This window comes from Paenibacillus sp. FSL M7-1046 (assembly GCF_038007405.1).
Lineage (GTDB): Bacteria > Bacillota > Bacilli > Paenibacillales > Paenibacillaceae > Paenibacillus_AQ.
In genome coordinates, this window is sequence record NZ_JBBOXB010000001.1 from 2,169,867 (window position 1) to 2,187,606 (window position 17,740).

The window sequence follows — 17,740 nt, forward strand, 5'->3', positions numbered from 1 at the left end:
CAGGTTACTACTCCTTCGGTTCCGCATCCTCAGACTTGACCTTGTCAGGCGGTGCCGCCTGCGGGGCTTTTTGCGGTGTATTGACTGCATTCTCCGGGACCACAGAATCTGCCGCGACCGGCTTGGTGCTGACAATAGGATCGGAATAATGAGCCTTAGATTGACCGGTTACCCGGCGCACAATAATAAGTACTACGGCAGCCACGATAATCAGCAAAGCGAGCAGCTGCGAGATACGGATATTTCCATAGGCAGGATCAAAGTACCCTTGTTCAAAGCCCATCCATTTCATCGGGCTCCACAGGCCGTTGACGAATGAAGCTACACCGCTGCTGCCGTTAAAGCCCAAGCTGTCGGTACGCAAAGCTTCAATAAAGAAACGGCCGATTGAATACCAGATAAAGTAGGATAAGAAGATTTCACCCGCACGGACAAACCTTTGGCGGCGCAGCACCATAAGGAGTAGAATACCCAGCAAGCTCCACAGAGATTCGTACAGGAAGGTTGGATGATGGAATGCATTTTCTATATACATTTGATTGACGATAAAGTCAGGCAAATGCAGCTTATCGCGCAGGAACGACTCCTCAACAACCCCACCATAAGCCTCTTGATTGATAAAGTTACCCCATCGGCCAATCATTTGTCCGGCCAGCAGTCCAGGCGCGCAAATATCCACAACACGCCAGAATGGGTACCCTTTATAGCGGAAATAGATAATGGCGCAAATAATGGCCCCGATCAAGGCTCCATAAATGGCAATCCCGCCATTCCATATTTTGAAGACATCTATAAAGTTATCCTTATAGTCCTCCCATTTAAAAGCTACAAAATATATCCGCGCGCCAATGATCGCCGACGGCACTCCAAGCAGCAGCATATCCATAAAGAATTCCTGGGAAATATTAAACCGTTTGCCTTCCTGAATCGCGAGGAATAATCCGGCAAGTGCGCCGAATCCCAGGATCAAACCATACCAGTGAACGGGTAGTGAACCGATGGAGAATACAATGGGATTAATCGCTAATGAAAAAAACATGCTCTCACACTCCTAGTCCAGATCATCCATGTCTTCAGATATGGTAGCTGTAAGTTTATTGGTAAACTGCAGAGCCGCGTTAAAGCCCATTTGCTTCAAGCGGTAGTTCATGGCCGCAACCTCAATAATAACGGCAAGATTTCGTCCTGGCCGTACCGGAATCGTTACGAGGGGAACGTCCGTATCGATAATCCGTGTAGTTTCTTCGTCCAGACCAAGCCGGTCATATTGCTTGTCCTGCTGCCAGGCTTCCAGCCGAACCACCAGCGTAATACGCTTATGATTGCGGATTGCGCCTGCACCAAAGAGCGTCATTACATTTATAATTCCGACGCCGCGGATTTCGAGCAAATGGCGGATCAGCTCCGGTGCCGTACCATGCAGCTGGTTGTCGGAGGTCTGGCGGATTTCCACGGCATCGTCCGCGATCAAGCGATGTCCGCGTTTAACGAGCTCAAGTGCCGTTTCACTTTTACCAATGCCGCTGCTGCCTGTAATCAGCATGCCTACACCGTATACATCGCAGAGAACGCCATGAATGGTTGCTGTAGGTGCAAGTCTGCCTTCAAGGAAGCTGGTCAGTCTACTGGAAAAAATCGTTGTAGCCATCGAGCTGCGCAATACTGGAAGCCCTTTTTCGTTGCTTATGTCAATCAGCTCCTGCGGCACATCCAATGCTCTTGTAATGACAATACAGGGTGTATTATCCTTACAGATCCCGCGAATCCGGCTCTTGCGCTCTTCCTCCGAAAGCATAGAAAAGAAGGCCAGCTCTGTCTTGCCCAGCAGCTGTACCCGTTCTTCCGGATAATATTCGAAATAACCTGCTATTTCCAGCCCGGGCCGATTCAAGTCATCCACTGTAATCGGTCTCTTCAGACCTTCATGCCCGGAAACAACCTCTAATTGAAAATGCTGTACCAATTCCGATACTTTTACCTTCTTAGCCATGTATGTCCGTCCTTTCGTCACCTGCGGTTATGTCCGCTTTCCTACATTTGGTTAACAACTCTTTCCATTCCATCCGTAGGTAATTCTCCTGCTATCTTAATTGATAATCCCCTTTAATGCAATCTTAATACCTGCTGCCTTGCCCTTAGATCCATTGATATATAAGGAGTTGAACCCAAACCTGTTTATATTCTGCCCATCTATTCCTACAGCTTAGGAGGTCATTAGCGGAAGCTCCAAGAAGACAAAAAAGCCGCCCTTTCAGGCGGCTTTCTTTAAAAGGGAAGATATTTCTATCTTAGCCCAACAATACGTTAAGTTCGGATTCTTTATCAAAGATGTGGATTTTGTTCATGTCAATTGCCAATTTAGGCTTGCTGCCTTCACGGGTAGTGGAACGTCCATCTACACGGGCAATTACAGTGTTGCTGCCCAGGCCGCTCAAGTAAAGGAGCATTTCATGACCAAGGTTTTCCGTAACATCTACCAGCGAAGTGAAGATTGTGTTCGGGGAAGCTTCCAGGAATACTGGTTCTTCATGGATATCTTCTGGACGAACGCCCATGATCACTTCTTTGCCGATGTAGCCTTTGCTGCGCAGGATTGTAGCTTTGCCTCCTGGAACTTCAACATCAAGGTTCTCAGCGCGGAAGCGAACAGCGCCGCCAACATCGGACAGAGTACCATTGATAAAGTTCATAGTTGGGGAACCAATAAATCCGGCTACGAACAGGTTGGTAGGCTCATTGTACAGTTCTTCAGGAGAAGCTGCCTGTTGAATGATACCATCATACATAACTACGATACGGTCACCCATCGTCATAGCTTCTGTCTGGTCATGCGTTACGTAGATACAAGTGGTTTCAAGGCGTTTAACCAGTTTAGTGATTTCAGCACGCATTTGACCACGAAGTTTAGCATCCAAGTTGGAAAGTGGCTCATCCATCAAGAAGACTTGCGGATCACGGACGATAGCGCGGCCCAGAGCGACACGTTGGCGTTGACCACCGGACAGTGCTTTAGGTTTACGCTCAAGCAAGTGCTCGATATCGAGAATTTTCGCAGCTTCGCGAACTTTCTTGTCGATTTCTTCTTTCTTCACTTTACGCAGTTTCAAACCGAAAGCCATGTTTTGGTACACGCTCATATGCGGGTACAGGGCGTAGGATTGGAATACCATCGCGATATCGCGGTCTTTAGGAGCAACGTCATTGACTACACGGTCGCCAATGTACATTTTACCTTCGGAGATTTCTTCCAGACCAGCGATCATACGCAGGGTAGTGGATTTACCACAACCGGAAGGTCCAACCAGTACGAGGAATTCCTTATCTTTAATATCAAGATTGATGTCGATTACTGTTGCTTTATCGGAACCCGGGTATTTTTTGAAAATATGCTCTAAACGTACGCCTGCCATTGTATTTCCCCCTCGAGTTATTAGTTGATTATAAATAAATCGCTTTCTTGTACATTTATCTTACCCCAGACGTGCCTCGCTGGCTATTTGCAACGTTCACAAAAATCCTATTTTCTTTTCGTCACTTTATACAATAACATGGTTAACTTTACAATTGCTGCGTCGCCAAAGCTCCGTACATCGGCTCCGGTCTCCTGTTTGATCTTGTCCAACCGGTATAGGAGCGTGTTGCGGTGGATGTACAATTTTTTCGCGGTCTCACTCACATTGCAGTCCATCTCGAAGAAAGTTTCCAGCGTCAGCAGCATCTCCTTATCCGCCAGCACCGAAGTATAGTCACCGATCTGTCCTAGCAGCTGCCTGCGCCGCTCATCAGGGATACTGTTCACCAGCCGCTCCATATGCAGCTCCCACGGGAGATGAATATAGTCGCCAACCTGAAAAATCCGTCCCAAAACAATCGTTTCCCGCAGCAGCGCAACCGAGCCTGTCAAACCTTTTACCGGGATGATCGCCGGTGCAACCGCCAGATGGAATACACCTACCCACTCACTGGCAATCAGCTCATGCAGCCCCATACAGGTCTGTGACAGAAGCTCATCTACACTCTCTTCCTCATCGTCCTTATCATCCCCGCCGGTCAGCAATTCCTTGCGGGCTAAAATTAACCATTCCTTCTCCTGCAGGGGGATAAGCAATATTTCGTTCTCAAAATAATTGCGCAGCAGCTTCATAAGCGAACGGTAAGAGATCTGCGGATTGTGGACATTCTCACTCACCAGCAGAAAAGGAATCATCTCGCCGAACAAACGCCCCTTCAGAGTGATTTCGTCAGGAATCTCTGCATCATTCTTCTCTTGCTCGAGCTGCGAATTCAGCCAGTTGCTCAGCTGCCGGGCCTCTACTTCTCCTTCTTCCTTTAACCCTGTGGCCTTGAGCGCGACCGCAAAATTCCGTGCCGCATAATTGACCAATTGCAATTCAAGGGCTGAAAGGCCATCCATCTCTACCCATATCGCAGTTATTCTTCCCTCGTTCTCATACAATGGTACCCAGAGATGACCTTCATGAGTGACCGGCTGATCCAACTCTTCTTTGCCTATGCCAAAAAGAGAAGCTGAATGCTGCCTCCCGAGTTGCTTGATTCCGGTTCTCTTTCCGGTGAGCTGCTCCAATTTTTGACGCAATGCCTCACTATCCATTGTCACCATACTCCACCACTTTTGCTCTTTTCGCCTATTTTATCATAATTCCCAACATTATGCGGCCTGGTCCCTCCGATTACTAAGACACAATCGACAATTTGAGGAATCATTTATTTTGTTTTACCATTTCGCTATGATTTTGCTTAGACGGCGGCAAGCTTACCATGGATATCTTCTTTAACTCTTTATGCATCCAAATACCGGCTATCGCTCCCTCGCCCATTGCAGCTGTAGCTTGCTCTGCATGAACAGCGACATCACCAGCCACCCATAAATGCTCCACATTGGTCATTAATGAACGCTTATCCGCTTCGATATGCTTGTTCTTATGAAGCTTCACCCCAAGCTCTGCCGCAAGTTCCGAATGTACCGCATTGTTCCCAAAGGCGATAAACCCACGCTCCGCAAGCAAAGTATTTCCGCTCTCCAGGACTACCGCTTTAATGATTCCATCATTCTCCTCATCGATTCGTGCAACTGCTTCCTCTACGTATAAGATTCCTTGTTCATCAAGACGTTGGCGGTTTTCTGCCGATACCGGCTGGCATTCATGATTGATATAAGTCAGATCACCCGTACGCTCGCGCAAAACAAAAGCCATATTTGCCCCTACGTCACCTGAACCCAGCAATAGGGTCTGCCGGTTCTGAATTTCGTAGCCATCACAATCCGGGCATACATATACCGTCTTTCCTAATGTAGCTACAAGCCCCGGCAACTCAGGAAAGCGGTCCATTACACCTGTTGCAAGCAGCAATGTCTTGGAACTATAGCACTGATTCTCGAAACCGTTCAGCTGAAACAAACCATTCTGCTTCTCTGCCTTAGTAATCCTATCCGTAACAAACTCTACCCCGGCAACTTCAGCCTGCCGCCTCCCCCTTGCCCTAAGCTCTTCACCGGATATTCCCTCTGGCCAGCCCAATATATTATGATAATTGCGGCAAATGTTAGATCTTCCCCCTCCCGCGTCTATCACAAGCACATGGTGGGCGGAGTAACGTCCCAATTGAATCGCCGCCTGCAGACCGGCAAAAATTAAACGGAGACAGAAATTTTAAACTCGATGTCAGCAATTTCATTTTCCTGCGTATGACGATAACACAAAAAAGCCACCACCCGAAGGTGATGACTTTCTGATTGGGATGAGCCATGAAGGACTCGAACCTTCGACACCCTGATTAAAAGTCAGGTGCTCTACCAACTGAGCTAATGGCTCATAAAACTGGTGGAGGCTGATGGATTCGAACCACCGAACACGTACGTGAGCAGATTTACAGTCTGATGCGTTTGGCCACTTCGCTAAGCCTCCATATATGGTGGCGCGGGAGGGAATCGAACCCCCGACACAAGGATTTTCAGTCCTTTGCTCTACCGACTGAGCTACCGAGCCATAAAAAAAGCCATAAAACATAAAAAAAATGGCGGAACCGACGGGATTCGAACCCGCGATCTCCTGCGTGACAGGCAGGCATGTTAGGCCAACTACACCACGGTTCCGCATTTGTAAAAATAATGGTGCCGGCGAGAGGACTTGAACCCCCAACCTACTGATTACAAGTCAGTTGCTCTACCAGTTGAGCTACACCGGCACGGTGTAAAAGTGTTGAAACGGTGTTGAATTGTGAAAATGGTGGAGGCTGAGGGGATCGAACCCCCGACCCTCTGCTTGTAAGGCAGATGCTCTCCCAGCTGAGCTAAGCCTCCGGGTTGTATGGTAGCGGCAGAGGGGATCGAACCCCCGACCTCACGGGTATGAACCGTACGCTCTAGCCAGCTGAGCTACGCCGCCACACTAACAATATTATGAATTTGAAATGGCGGAGAGAGAGGGATTCGAACCCTCGCACCGCTTACGCAGTCTAACCCCTTAGCAGAGGGTCCCCTTATAGCCACTTGGGTATCTCTCCAAACAAGTTGGTGCCATGTAAATTCATTCAGGAACCTTAATTCCTGAAAACTGAATCCGAAACGAATCTGCGTCTTACTTGTTGGATAAGCCCTCGACCGATTAGTATTGGTCAGCTCCATGCATTGCTGCACTTCCACCTCCAACCTATCTACCTCGTCGTCTTCAAGGGGTCTTACGTATTGGGAAATCTCATCTTGAGGGGGGCTTCACGCTTAGATGCTTTCAGCGCTTATCCCGTCCGTACGTAGCTACTCAGCCATGCTCCTGGCGGAACAACTGATGCACCAGCGGTACGTCCATCCCGGTCCTCTCGTACTAAGGACAGCTCCTCTCAAATTTCCTGCGCCCACGACAGATAGGGACCGAACTGTCTCACGACGTTCTGAACCCAGCTCGCGTACCGCTTTAATGGGCGAACAGCCCAACCCTTGGGACCTACTTCAGCCCCAGGATGCGATGAGCCGACATCGAGGTGCCAAACCTCCCCGTCGATGTGGACTCTTGGGGGAGATAAGCCTGTTATCCCCAGGGTAGCTTTTATCCGTTGAGCGATGGCCCTTCCATGCGGTACCACCGGATCACTAAGTCCGACTTTCGTCCCTGCTCGACTTGTTGGTCTCGCAGTCAAGCTCCCTTATGCCTTTGCACTCTTCGAATGATTTCCAACCATTCTGAGGGAACCTTTGAACGCCTCCGTTACTCTTTAGGAGGCGACCGCCCCAGTCAAACTGCCCGCCTGACACGGTCCCCGTACCCGATTAGGGCACTAGGTTAGAACCTAGATACGATCAGGGTGGTATCCCAACGGCGCCTCCGCAGAAGCTTGCGCTCCTGCCTCTACGGCTCCCACCTATCCTGTACAGATCGTACCCAAATTCAATATCAAGCTGCAGTAAAGCTCCATGGGGTCTTTCCGTCTTGTCGCGGGTAACCTGCATCTTCACAGGTATTAAAATTTCACCGGATCTCTCGTTGAGACAGCGCCCAAGTCGTTACGCCATTCGTGCGGGTCAGAATTTACCTGACAAGGAATTTCGCTACCTTAGGACCGTTATAGTTACGGCCGCCGTTTACTGGGGCTTCGGTTCACAGCTTCGGATTGCTCCTAACCGCTCCCCTTAACCTTCCAGCACCGGGCAGGCGTCAGCCCGTATACTTCGCCTTGCGGCTTCGCACAGACCTGTGTTTTTGCTAAACAGTCGCTTGGGCCTTTTCACTGCGGCCCCCTCGGGCTATTCACCCTACCGAGGCACCCCTTCTCCCGAAGTTACGGGGTCATTTTGCCGAGTTCCTTAACGAGAGTTCTTCCGCGCGCCTTAGAATTCTCTTCTCGCCTACCTGTGTCGGTTTGCGGTACGGGCACCTTCTCCTGGCTAGAGGCTTTTCTTGGCAGTGTGAGATCATGACCTTCGCTACTATAATTTTCGCTCCCCATCACAGCCCAGCCTTAATGGTGTGCGGATTTGCCTACACACCAGCCTCACTGCTTAGACGGACATCCATCAGTCCGCGTCACTACCCTCCTGCGTCACCCCATCGCTCATAGCGGATTACGGTGGTACAGTAATTTCAAACTGTTGTCCTTCGACTACGCCTTTCGGCCTCGCCTTAGGTCCCGACTTACCCTGAGCGGACGAGCCTTCCTCAGGAAACCTTGGGCTTTCGGCGGATCAGATTCTCACTGATCTTTTCGTTACTCATACCGGCATTCTCACTTGTATGCTGTCCAGCGCTCCTTACGGTACACCTTCAACCTGCATACAACGCTCCCCTACCCCAGATGCAAAGCATCTAGCCATAGCTTCGGTGGTGTGTTTAGCCCCGTTACATTTTCGGCGCAGAGTCACTCGACCAGTGAGCTATTACGCACTCTTTCAATGGTGGCTGCTTCTAAGCCAACATCCTGGTTGTCTGTGCAACTCCACATCCTTTCCCACTTAACACACACTTGGGGACCTTAGCTGATGGTCTGGGCTGTTTCCCTTTTGACAATGGATCTTAGCACTCACTGTCTGACTCCCGGCAAGAAGTTAATGGCATTCGGAGTTTGACTGAGCTTGGTAACCCTTGCGGGCCCCGCACCCAATCAGTGCTCTACCTCCACCACTCCATTCACCGAGGCTAGCCCTAAAGCTATTTCGGGGAGAACCAGCTATCTCCGAGTTCGATTGGAATTTCTCCGCTACCCCCACCTCATCCCCGCATTTTTCAACATACGTGGGTTCGGGCCTCCAGTGCGTGTTACCGCACCTTCACCCTGGACAGGGGTAGATCACACGGTTTCGGGTCTACGTCCACATACTCAGTCGCCCTATTCAGACTCGCTTTCGCTGCGGCTCCGGCTTCTCACCTTAACCTTGCATGTTAAACGTAACTCGCCGGTTCATTCTACAAAAGGCACGCCATCACCCATAGATCGGGCTCTGACTTTTTGTAAGCACACGGTTTCAGGTTCTATTTCACTCCCCTTCCGGGGTGCTTTTCACCTTTCCCTCACGGTACTGTTTCACTATCGGTCGCCAGGTAGTATTTAGCCTTAGCAGATGGTCCTGCTGGATTCATACGGGGTTTCACGTGCCCCGCACTACTCGGGATCCGTCTCGGAGAGAACACAGTTTAGGCTACAGGGCTTTTACCTCTATCGCGGGCCTTTCCAGACCTCTTCACCTACCATATTCCTTTGTAACTCCATGTGAGACGTCCCACAACCCCAAGGGGCAAGCCCCTTGGTTTAGGCTGTTCCGCGTTCGCTCGCCGCTACTGACGGAATCACTATTGTTTTCTCTTCCTCAGGGTACTTAGATGTTTCAGTTCCCCTGGTCTGCCTCTATCTCCCCTATGTATTCAGAGAGAAGTAACTGCGAATTACCACAGCTGGGTTTCCCCATTCGGACACCCCCGGATCAAAGCTTGCTTACAGCTCCCCGAGGCAGTTTCGTTGTTCGCCACGTCCTTCGTCGGCTCCTGGCGCCTAGGCATCCTCCGTGTGCTCTTATTAGCTTAACCAATGCGTTTTTCCAGAAGGAAAACCGCTAGCATCGCTATAATTAAAACTTGTTCACACAAGTTTCAGCTAAAAGATGTTCTAAAACGCAAATTCGTTTCGGTATCCAGTTTTCAAGGATCAAGTTTAAAGAAGTATTGAGTTTAAATCATTTTGGTGGAGCCAAGCGGGATCGAACCGCTGACCTCCTGCTTGCAAGGCAGGCGCTCTCCCAGCTGAGCTATGGCCCCATAATAGGATATTAAATTAAGAATGGTGGGCCTTAGTGGACTCGAACCACCGACCTCACCCTTATCAGGGGTGCGCTCTAACCAGCTGAGCTAAAGGCCCTTATTCTATCAATGCACCTCATAAACTTCATAAGGTTGCGCTTGGCAGCGTCCTACTCTCCCAGGACCCTTCGGTCCAAGTACCATTGGCGCTGGAGGACTTAACGGTCGTGTTCGGGATGGGTACGTGTGGAACCCCTCCGCTATCGCCACCAAACGCATACGAAAGAGACTTGCTCTTTCAAAACTGAACACGAGTGAGTGTTTTGGAAGCTAAGCTTCCGATTTGAATGTCACCGTTGCAGGTGACGATTCTCCATAGAAAGGAGGTGATCCAGCCGCACCTTCCGATACGGCTACCTTGTTACGACTTCACCCCAATCATCTACCCCACCTTCGGCGGCTGGCTCCCTTGCGGGTTACCCCACCGACTTCGGGTGTTGTAAACTCTCGTGGTGTGACGGGCGGTGTGTACAAGACCCGGGAACGTATTCACCGCGGCATGCTGATCCGCGATTACTAGCAATTCCGACTTCATGCAGGCGAGTTGCAGCCTGCAATCCGAACTGAGACCGGCTTTGCTGGGATTGGCTCCACCTCGCGGCTTCGCTTCCCGTTGTACCGGCCATTGTAGTACGTGTGTAGCCCAGGTCATAAGGGGCATGATGATTTGACGTCATCCCCACCTTCCTCCGGTTTGTCACCGGCAGTCACTCTAGAGTGCCCAGCTCGACCTGCTGGCAACTAAAGTCAAGGGTTGCGCTCGTTGCGGGACTTAACCCAACATCTCACGACACGAGCTGACGACAACCATGCACCACCTGTCTCCTCTGTCCCGAAGGCCGCCACTATCTCTAGTGGATTCAGAGGGATGTCAAGACCTGGTAAGGTTCTTCGCGTTGCTTCGAATTAAACCACATACTCCACTGCTTGTGCGGGTCCCCGTCAATTCCTTTGAGTTTCAGTCTTGCGACCGTACTCCCCAGGCGGAGTGCTTACTGTGTTAACTTCGGCACCAAGGGTATCGAAACCCCTAACACCTAGCACTCATCGTTTACGGCGTGGACTACCAGGGTATCTAATCCTGTTTGCTCCCCACGCTTTCGCGCCTCAGCGTCAGTTACAGCCCAGAAAGTCGCCTTCGCCACTGGTGTTCCTCCACATATCTACGCATTTCACCGCTACACGTGGAATTCCACTTTCCTCTTCTGTACTCAAGCCACCCAGTTTCCAGTGCGACCTCAGGTTGAGCCCAAGGTTTAAACACCAGACTTAAATAGCCGCCTGCGCGCGCTTTACGCCCAATAATTCCGGACAACGCTTGCCCCCTACGTATTACCGCGGCTGCTGGCACGTAGTTAGCCGGGGCTTTCTTCTCAGGTACCGTCACTCCGGTAGCAGTTACTCTACCGGACGTTCTTCCCTGGCAACAGAGCTTTACGATCCGAAAACCTTCATCACTCACGCGGCGTTGCTCCGTCAGGCTTTCGCCCATTGCGGAAGATTCCCTACTGCTGCCTCCCGTAGGAGTCTGGGCCGTGTCTCAGTCCCAGTGTGGCCGTTCACCCTCTCAGGTCGGCTACGCATCGTCGCCTTGGTGAGCCGTTACCCCACCAACTAGCTAATGCGCCGCAGGCCCATCTCCTTGTAGCAGATTGCTCCGCCTTTCATCCTTCGTCCATGTGAACAAAGGAATTATCCGGTATTAGCTACCGTTTCCGGTAGTTATCCCAGTCAAAGAGGTAGGTTGCCTACGTGTTACTCACCCGTCCGCCGCTAAGTTAATCTGGAGCAAGCTCCATCATAACTCCGCTCGACTTGCATGTATTAGGCACGCCGCCAGCGTTCGTCCTGAGCCAGGATCAAACTCTCCAAATTGGTATTTAGAAAGAGCGATTGCTCAATTTGAAACATCTGACGAGAATTTACATTCTCAAGATGAAATTTCTAAAGCGTATAAATACGCTGTGAAACTCATCAGTTTTGGATCTCACTTGCGTGATTTCCCACTCACTCGTTGTTCAGTTTTCAAAGATCAATGTCTCTTATTTCGTCGTCGTTGCTTGTCAGCAGCGACCTTTATAATATATCACAGCACCCTTACTTCAGTCAAGCGTTTTTTTAATTTCTTTTTTCGCTTTCCTTATTGGCAAGTTATCAAGTGATATCTTGTCCAAAGGGCCGAGACTTAATGTATCATAAATTAATAACATGCGTCAACCATTAAAACAAAGTTATTTTTAAACCGAGCAGCATCAGGACTCCCGGAAGTCCAAGAATCGTTACTGCGCCTATGGTTGCCGGGTTTAAAGGAAGATAAACTTCCGTAAGCAATCCGGAGAAATTCACTATATAAATGCCCAGCGCAGCAAGAATAAGATGAGTCCCAAACAAACTGAGCCAGGCCCAGCCCAATTTTTTACGAAAAACTATTAATATCAATAATAACCCGGATAATATCAATACGCCCATTGCAGCCAATCTTAGCATTGTGCTCCCCCTTTACATATCTTGACCAAGCCTATAATAGACTGCGGTTAAGCCCCAAGCTTTTAGCATGCTTAAGATGAATTTGATATTTGCGTTCTGCTGCCTCCAGAATATATATCGCATAATCAATTTGATCCTGGCCCAGCGCCTCATCAAACATCAAATAGGCTCTTTGCCACTCCGCTTGCGCCTTGGACACTTCGAGGAATACATTCCAGTGCTCATCCAAGTCTGACACTTGAACATTTTTTACATCGTTTCCCTGCTTTCTCGAGCCCCACCAACCCATTTGCGATTCCCCCTCAAGAATAATTCTATGCTTGATAACGCAGCTTCCGCGTCTTGCATATTCTCATTCATATAAAGATGGGGACAAACTTAGAACTAAAAAGTCCCACAAAGTAAGACGGCGGTTCATAGCCTATCTTGTATGTAATGTATCGTTCAGGACGTATGCGCCCTCCTATATAAAAAAGAAGCCCTCGCGGGCTTCCTTCGCTGATTATGATGTCAGAACTGCTTAGAGCTCACGACGGCCTTCCAAAGCTTTGGATAAGGTAACCTCGTCCGCATACTCCAGATCGCCCCCCACAGGCAAGCCATGGGCTATTCTGGTGATTTTAATATCGAACGGACGGACCAGACGGGAGATATACATAGCTGTAGCTTCACCCTCAATATTGGGGTTAGTGGCCATAATAAGCTCTTTCACTCTCTCGTCGCTCAGACGGGTCAACAGTTCCTTAAGTCTTATATCGTCGGGACCTATGCCCTCCATCGGTGAGATTGCACCCTGAAGCACATGATAATAGCCGTCGAACTCCTTGGTTCTCTCTATGGCTACAAGATCCTTGGAGTCTTGTACCACGCAGATCACTGAGGTATCTCGGGTTTTGTCCTGACATATACGGCATGGATCGGTGTCCGTAATGTTGCAGCAGACCGAGCAGTAATGAAGATTGCGTTTGACACTGACAAGCGCTTTGGCAAAGTCAATAACTTCATCCTCTTTCATGTTGAGTACATGAAAAGCCAGCCGGGCTGCTGTCTTCGGGCCGATCCCGGGCAAACGTGTAAAAGCTTCGATCAGCTTGGCTAGCGGTTCTGGATAATACAAATTGATGGTTCTCCTTTGGTCTGGAGTGGAGTAGGCCTAGAATAAGCCAGGGATCTTCATTCCGCCGGTGAATTTACCCATGTCGTTGTTAGCCAGCTCTTCAGCCTGGGTAAGGGCGTCGTTTACAGCGGTGATGACAAGATCCTGCAGCATTTCGATATCTTCCGGATCAACAGCCTCTGGTTTGATTTGCATGGACAGCAGCTTCTTATGGCCATTCACTTGTACAGTAACCACGCCGCCGCCGGAAGAACCTTCGATCGTCTTGCTTCCCAGCTCTTCTTGGGCTTTGAGCATTTGCTCCTGCATTTTTTTAACCTGTTTCATCATTTGGTTCATATTATTCATAAGTCGTCTCTCCTTTGGAATGCGCTTTTTGCGCTCATAGGCTTAAATGCTACTCTTTTATGACAACAAGGTCTTCTCCAAAGAGCTGGATAGCCTCGTCAATCCATGGTTCAGTCTTTGTCTCAGCAGTTTCATGCTCATGCTCGAGACGAAGCTCCTCCTTGCCCGGTTGTGCAGCAGACTTCTGCGCCGCTTCATTCCAGTCGCGCAGAAGTATCGTAACCAGACGGTAGGGTTTACCCAGCCGTGCAGCTAACACATTCTCAATCACCTGTCTGTTGGCCGGTTTCTCTGTGGTGTCCCGGTGAATTGTGTTCTTAAAGGCCACAAGCACCGCATCTTCCATTACAGACACAGGCTCACCGTCAACAAACCAGGCATGCACGGTTACCTTCTCCTCCTTCACCCCTTGCAAGACGACGCTCCATTGTTTAAACACCGAAGCGAAATCAGCGCTGTCTTTACCGGCGATGAATTTATCCAGCTGCGGAGGCAGCTTGGAGGGTGAGGAGATTCGTGGAGCCGAGCTTTGGGCTGGCTTCTGGGCGGAAGCCTGATCTCTTGAGCCGTTACCGGATATCCCACCGGACTGCATAGCCTGCTCGAGCTTCTTCTCCAATGCGGCAATCTGACGCTTAAGAAGCTCTAGTTCCCCCGAATCCACGGAGGGGCTGCCGCTTGAAGGCTGCAGGGAGGCTACTGAGCCAGGGGCAGCCGCCAGAATCGGAGCTCCTCCGCCCTGCTGCAAGCTGCATAACTTCATCAGCGCCACTTCAAACAAAGTCTGCGGATGAGTGGCATATTTCATTTCTCCCAGATAACGGTTCAGGGTCTCGACAATTTCAAACAGCCGCTCCCGGGAGAACGCTGCTGCCATGTCGCGGAATTCAGCAGGATTGAGAACCCGGTCTGTTAGCTGATCCGCGCCCGGCACCATCTTGATCATCAGCAGATCACGGAAATAATACAGCAGGTTCTCCAGACATTTGTCAGCGCTTTTGCCTTCGTGCATAAGCTGCTCGACAAGTTCCAGAAGCAGACCCATATCACCTTCCAGAATGGCTGTTGCAAGGCGGGCAAACTGCTCGGAAGGAATCCCCCCCGTCATTCCCAGCACTTGCTGGTAAGTCACATTGCCGTCTGTAAAGGAAGAAATCTGGTCCAGTATGCTGAGAGCATCGCGCATCCCCCCATCGGACAGGCGGGCAATGTACTGCAATGCATCTGCATCTGCAGTAATGCCTTCCTTCTGACAGATTTCAGTTAGCCGGCCGCTCTGCTCCTCGAGCGATACTCTGCGAAAGTCAAAACGCTGGCAGCGGGAAATAATCGTTGCCGGCAATTTATGAGGTTCTGTCGTCGCCAAAATGAACATGACATGGGGCGGCGGCTCCTCCAGCGTCTTTAGCAGAGCGTTAAACGCTTCTGTTGTCAGCATATGCACTTCATCAATAATATACACTTTACGGCGTACTTCGGTAGGCGCATATTTCACCTTATCCCGCAGATCGCGAATCTCTTCAACACCCCGGTTGGAGGCCGCATCAATTTCCTGCACATCCATTACGTTGCCAGCGGAAATCCGCACACAGGATGGACATTCATTGCATGGCTCCGGACCCGGACCGCGCTCGCAATTGACCGCTTTGGCGAGCACTTTGGCAGCACTCGTCTTGCCGGTTCCCCGCGGGCCGCTGAACAGGTAGGCATGCGAAACCCGCTGTTCACGAATCGCATTCTGCAGCGTCTGGATAATGTGCTGTTGTCCTACCATGTCTTGAAACGACTGCGGCCGCCAAGCACGGTACAGCGCGATATGTTCCACTATGCATTACCCTTTCTTAGGCTGCCGCTTTCCGGCATTTGTCGCTAATTTATTATACTATATTCCCCAGACTTTGACCAAAAACAAAAAGCATCTTTGCTTGTGGCAAAGACGCTATCATTAACGATATGTTCATAATATAAAACCGTGCACCTGTTATTGATGGCTGCGATCCAAGCGGCAACCCTACAAGACTGCTCGGGCTAGGCTACCCTCCGGCACAAGAGTAAACTTGCTTATGGCTGCTTCCTTCCGGACCTGACCAGGTTCACAAGCACTCATTGCGGAGGACCCAACCGTCAACACAGTCCATAGGGACCAAGGCCTCACATCGACAGCACCTCTAACAGGAATTCAACCTCGCTACAGCGGATTGCGAGTTACAGGGCACCGCTACCTCCCCGTCTAGCACGGCGAAGATAAGTATAGCTCACCGCCCGATAAAAATCAACCCGACAAGCGGAAATGGGATTATTTCCCTCTATCATATAAAAACCCCCTGGCTAAAAAGCCAAGGGGCAGTCCAATCTTATGCCACTGAAAGGCAAGGCTGATTAGATACCGTATTTCTTCTTGAATTTATCAACGCGACCACCGGCATCAAGGAATTTCTGCTTGCCAGTGAAGAACGGATGGCAGTTAGAGCAAATTTCGACGCGCAGCTCTTGTTTAACAGAACCGGATTCGAATGTGTTGCCACATGCGCAGGTTACCTTAGTAAGGTTGTACTTGGGTTGGATTGTTTGTTGCATTTGAATTTCACCTCTCATGCCCTAGGACTCATGCGGACCCAGAGTTATTAAACATACAACGGTATTTTAGCATGAAAGGTAGAAGTCTGCAATATGTTTGAAGCCCATATTTCCGTGCTACATATGGACTCTGCGCTGTTTGGCACGGGCCAAATCCGCTGGAGGGACATGAGTGAAGGAGCCTATAACCACACCCGGAAGTTCCTCGCGGAAAATCTCAAGCATCGTCTTCATACCCAGAATTTCGCCTTGCGCTGGAGGAATGAGTTCTAAATAACTCTCGGGATCAATGTTCAGATTACGCATCTGAATCAGTTTCAGATCCGTACGTCTTACAAATTCCACCATCGCCTCAATTTCTTCCTCGCGATCCGTGACCCCGGGGAAAATCAGATAATTGATAGACGTATATACACCCTGCGCCGCAGCGTATTTCAACGACTTCTCCACATTTGCCAAAGTGTAGCCGCGAGGCTTGTAGTAAGCGTTGTAATGGTCATCCAAAGCACTGATCGTACTCACCCGCATCAAATCAAGCCCTGCATCAACAATCCCGCGGATATGGTCGCTCAGCCCGGCGTTGGTGTTGATATTGATATAGCCCATATCGGTAACCGAACGCACTTCACGAATAGACTCAATAATTAATTTGGCCTGTGTGGAAGGCTCGCCTTCACAACCCTGACCGAAGCTGATGATGGACTCAGGCGTCTTCAGATGCTCCAGCATGACTTGAGAAATTTCATCCACCGTAGGCCGGAAGTTCATACGGGTCTGCGGTGATACAAACCCGCTGTCATCAGGCTGTTCGGAAATACAGCCAAAGCACCCGGCATTGCAAGAATAGGAGACCGGAACCGCACCTTCCCAACGACCTAAAAAGGTATTGGAGGAAGTCAGGCATTCATAGCCCAGCGCGCAGTTGGAAAGATGATCATAAAGACGGTTCTCCGGATACTTGGCGGTCAAATCACCGACTCCGGCTTCCACATTCTCCCGGTCACAATTCAAAGGGTTCCATTGTTCGGGATCGTCCGTAAGATCAGCAGCCACGTAGAAGCCGCCATCCTTCCACACTACAGCAGAATATCCGAACAGCGGAAGCTTATACGACTTGTCTGTCTTGACATAACCAGGAAGACAAAGCCTTGTAAAACCCTGCGGTAACAGTGCGCCTACAGCCTGCGAGCCTTTCGGCAACGGCAGCATTTCCCCTGTCTCGGGGTTCATGCCCACTGCCCGCGTATTAGGCAGTCCTACCAGCGTCGCGCCTTCCGGCAGCGGAATCAATTCTTCCTCCAGCATCTCAACAATCATATCTCCGCTGCGGGCAAGCCCGTACAGCTCGGGATGATCATATACGTTTCCTTGCCCGTCGGCATATACCAAATACATGTTAGTCTCCTCT

General features: G+C 50.0%; 12 protein-coding genes, 10 tRNA genes, 3 rRNA genes and 1 other RNA gene. All 26 read right to left on the reverse strand.

The annotated features are described in order from the left end of the window. Window positions 1-7: 7 nt before the first annotated feature. A complete protein-coding gene (lgt, locus tag NYE29_RS09300; RefSeq protein WP_340895606.1) occupies window positions 8-1,039 on the reverse strand; it encodes a prolipoprotein diacylglyceryl transferase in 1,032 nt (343 codons plus the stop codon). A 12-nt stretch (window positions 1,040-1,051) separates the two neighbouring features. After that, window positions 1,052-1,990, reverse strand: a complete 939-nt coding sequence (gene hprK / locus NYE29_RS09305; RefSeq protein ID WP_038584597.1) for an HPr(Ser) kinase/phosphatase — start codon at window positions 1,988-1,990, stop codon at window positions 1,052-1,054. Between the two features lie 298 nt (window positions 1,991-2,288). Further along, window positions 2,289-3,410, reverse strand: coding sequence for an ABC transporter ATP-binding protein (locus NYE29_RS09310; RefSeq protein WP_038584594.1), 1,122 nt, complete (start codon window positions 3,408-3,410; stop codon window positions 2,289-2,291). Window positions 3,411-3,517: 107 nt separating this feature from the next. Next, a complete protein-coding gene (locus tag NYE29_RS09315; protein ID WP_038584592.1) occupies window positions 3,518-4,612 on the reverse strand; it encodes a PucR family transcriptional regulator in 1,095 nt (364 codons plus the stop codon). Between the two features lie 109 nt (window positions 4,613-4,721). Next, window positions 4,722-5,654, reverse strand: coding sequence for an NAD(P)/FAD-dependent oxidoreductase (locus NYE29_RS09320; RefSeq protein WP_340899673.1), 933 nt, complete (start codon window positions 5,652-5,654; stop codon window positions 4,722-4,724). A gap of 107 nt (window positions 5,655-5,761) precedes the next feature. Next, a tRNA-Lys gene (locus tag NYE29_RS09325) sits at window positions 5,762-5,834 on the reverse strand. 7 nt (window positions 5,835-5,841) lie between these two features. Beyond that, a tRNA-Tyr gene (locus NYE29_RS09330) sits at window positions 5,842-5,927 on the reverse strand. A 5-nt stretch (window positions 5,928-5,932) separates the two neighbouring features. Further along, window positions 5,933-6,008, reverse strand: a tRNA-Phe gene (locus tag NYE29_RS09335). A 29-nt stretch (window positions 6,009-6,037) separates the two neighbouring features. Beyond that, a tRNA-Asp gene (locus NYE29_RS09340) sits at window positions 6,038-6,115 on the reverse strand. A 16-nt stretch (window positions 6,116-6,131) separates the two neighbouring features. Next, window positions 6,132-6,207 (reverse strand) — tRNA-Thr (locus NYE29_RS09345). Window positions 6,208-6,246: 39 nt separating this feature from the next. Further along, a tRNA-Val gene (locus tag NYE29_RS09350) sits at window positions 6,247-6,322 on the reverse strand. Between the two features lie 8 nt (window positions 6,323-6,330). Continuing rightward, window positions 6,331-6,407 (reverse strand) — tRNA-Met (locus NYE29_RS09355). Window positions 6,408-6,433: 26 nt separating this feature from the next. Further along, window positions 6,434-6,525, reverse strand: a tRNA-Ser gene (locus tag NYE29_RS09360). 81 nt (window positions 6,526-6,606) lie between these two features. Next, window positions 6,607-9,533 (reverse strand): 23S ribosomal RNA (locus NYE29_RS09365). 152 nt (window positions 9,534-9,685) lie between these two features. Next, a tRNA-Ala gene (locus NYE29_RS09370) sits at window positions 9,686-9,761 on the reverse strand. Window positions 9,762-9,784: 23 nt separating this feature from the next. Then, window positions 9,785-9,861, reverse strand: a tRNA-Ile gene (locus tag NYE29_RS09375). A 39-nt stretch (window positions 9,862-9,900) separates the two neighbouring features. Beyond that, a 5S ribosomal RNA gene (gene rrf / locus NYE29_RS09380) occupies window positions 9,901-10,017 on the reverse strand. Between the two features lie 105 nt (window positions 10,018-10,122). Then, a 16S ribosomal RNA gene (locus tag NYE29_RS09385) occupies window positions 10,123-11,678 on the reverse strand. The 16S, 23S and 5S rRNA genes sit together here with 10 tRNA genes alongside, the layout of an rRNA operon. A 345-nt stretch (window positions 11,679-12,023) precedes the next feature. Beyond that, window positions 12,024-12,290, reverse strand: a complete 267-nt coding sequence (locus NYE29_RS09390) for a pro-sigmaK processing inhibitor BofA family protein (RefSeq protein WP_038584589.1) — start codon at window positions 12,288-12,290, stop codon at window positions 12,024-12,026. A 31-nt stretch (window positions 12,291-12,321) separates the two neighbouring features. Next, entirely contained in the window at window positions 12,322-12,579 is a 258-nt protein-coding gene (locus NYE29_RS09395) for a DUF2508 family protein (RefSeq protein WP_076114538.1), read from the reverse strand. A gap of 231 nt (window positions 12,580-12,810) precedes the next feature. Beyond that, window positions 12,811-13,407, reverse strand: coding sequence for a recombination mediator RecR (gene recR / locus NYE29_RS09400; protein ID WP_038584584.1), 597 nt, complete (start codon window positions 13,405-13,407; stop codon window positions 12,811-12,813). Window positions 13,408-13,443: 36 nt separating this feature from the next. Further along, on the reverse strand, window positions 13,444-13,755 hold the full coding sequence (locus tag NYE29_RS09405; protein ID WP_038584581.1) for a YbaB/EbfC family nucleoid-associated protein: 312 nt from the start codon (window positions 13,753-13,755) through the stop codon (window positions 13,444-13,446). Between the two features lie 49 nt (window positions 13,756-13,804). Further along, a complete protein-coding gene (dnaX, locus tag NYE29_RS09410) occupies window positions 13,805-15,580 on the reverse strand; it encodes a DNA polymerase III subunit gamma/tau (RefSeq protein WP_340895616.1) in 1,776 nt (591 codons plus the stop codon). 145 nt (window positions 15,581-15,725) lie between these two features. Next, window positions 15,726-15,994: signal recognition particle sRNA large type (gene ffs, locus NYE29_RS09415), an RNA gene on the reverse strand. A 140-nt stretch (window positions 15,995-16,134) separates the two neighbouring features. Further along, a complete protein-coding gene (rpmE, locus tag NYE29_RS09420; RefSeq protein WP_076114536.1) occupies window positions 16,135-16,332 on the reverse strand; it encodes a 50S ribosomal protein L31 in 198 nt (65 codons plus the stop codon). Between the two features lie 117 nt (window positions 16,333-16,449). Next, the gene (locus NYE29_RS09425) at window positions 16,450-17,727 is read right to left on the reverse strand and encodes a radical SAM protein (RefSeq protein WP_076114535.1); all 1,278 of its coding nucleotides are present in this window, start codon (window positions 17,725-17,727) and stop codon (window positions 16,450-16,452) included. Window positions 17,728-17,740 lie beyond the last annotated feature (13 nt).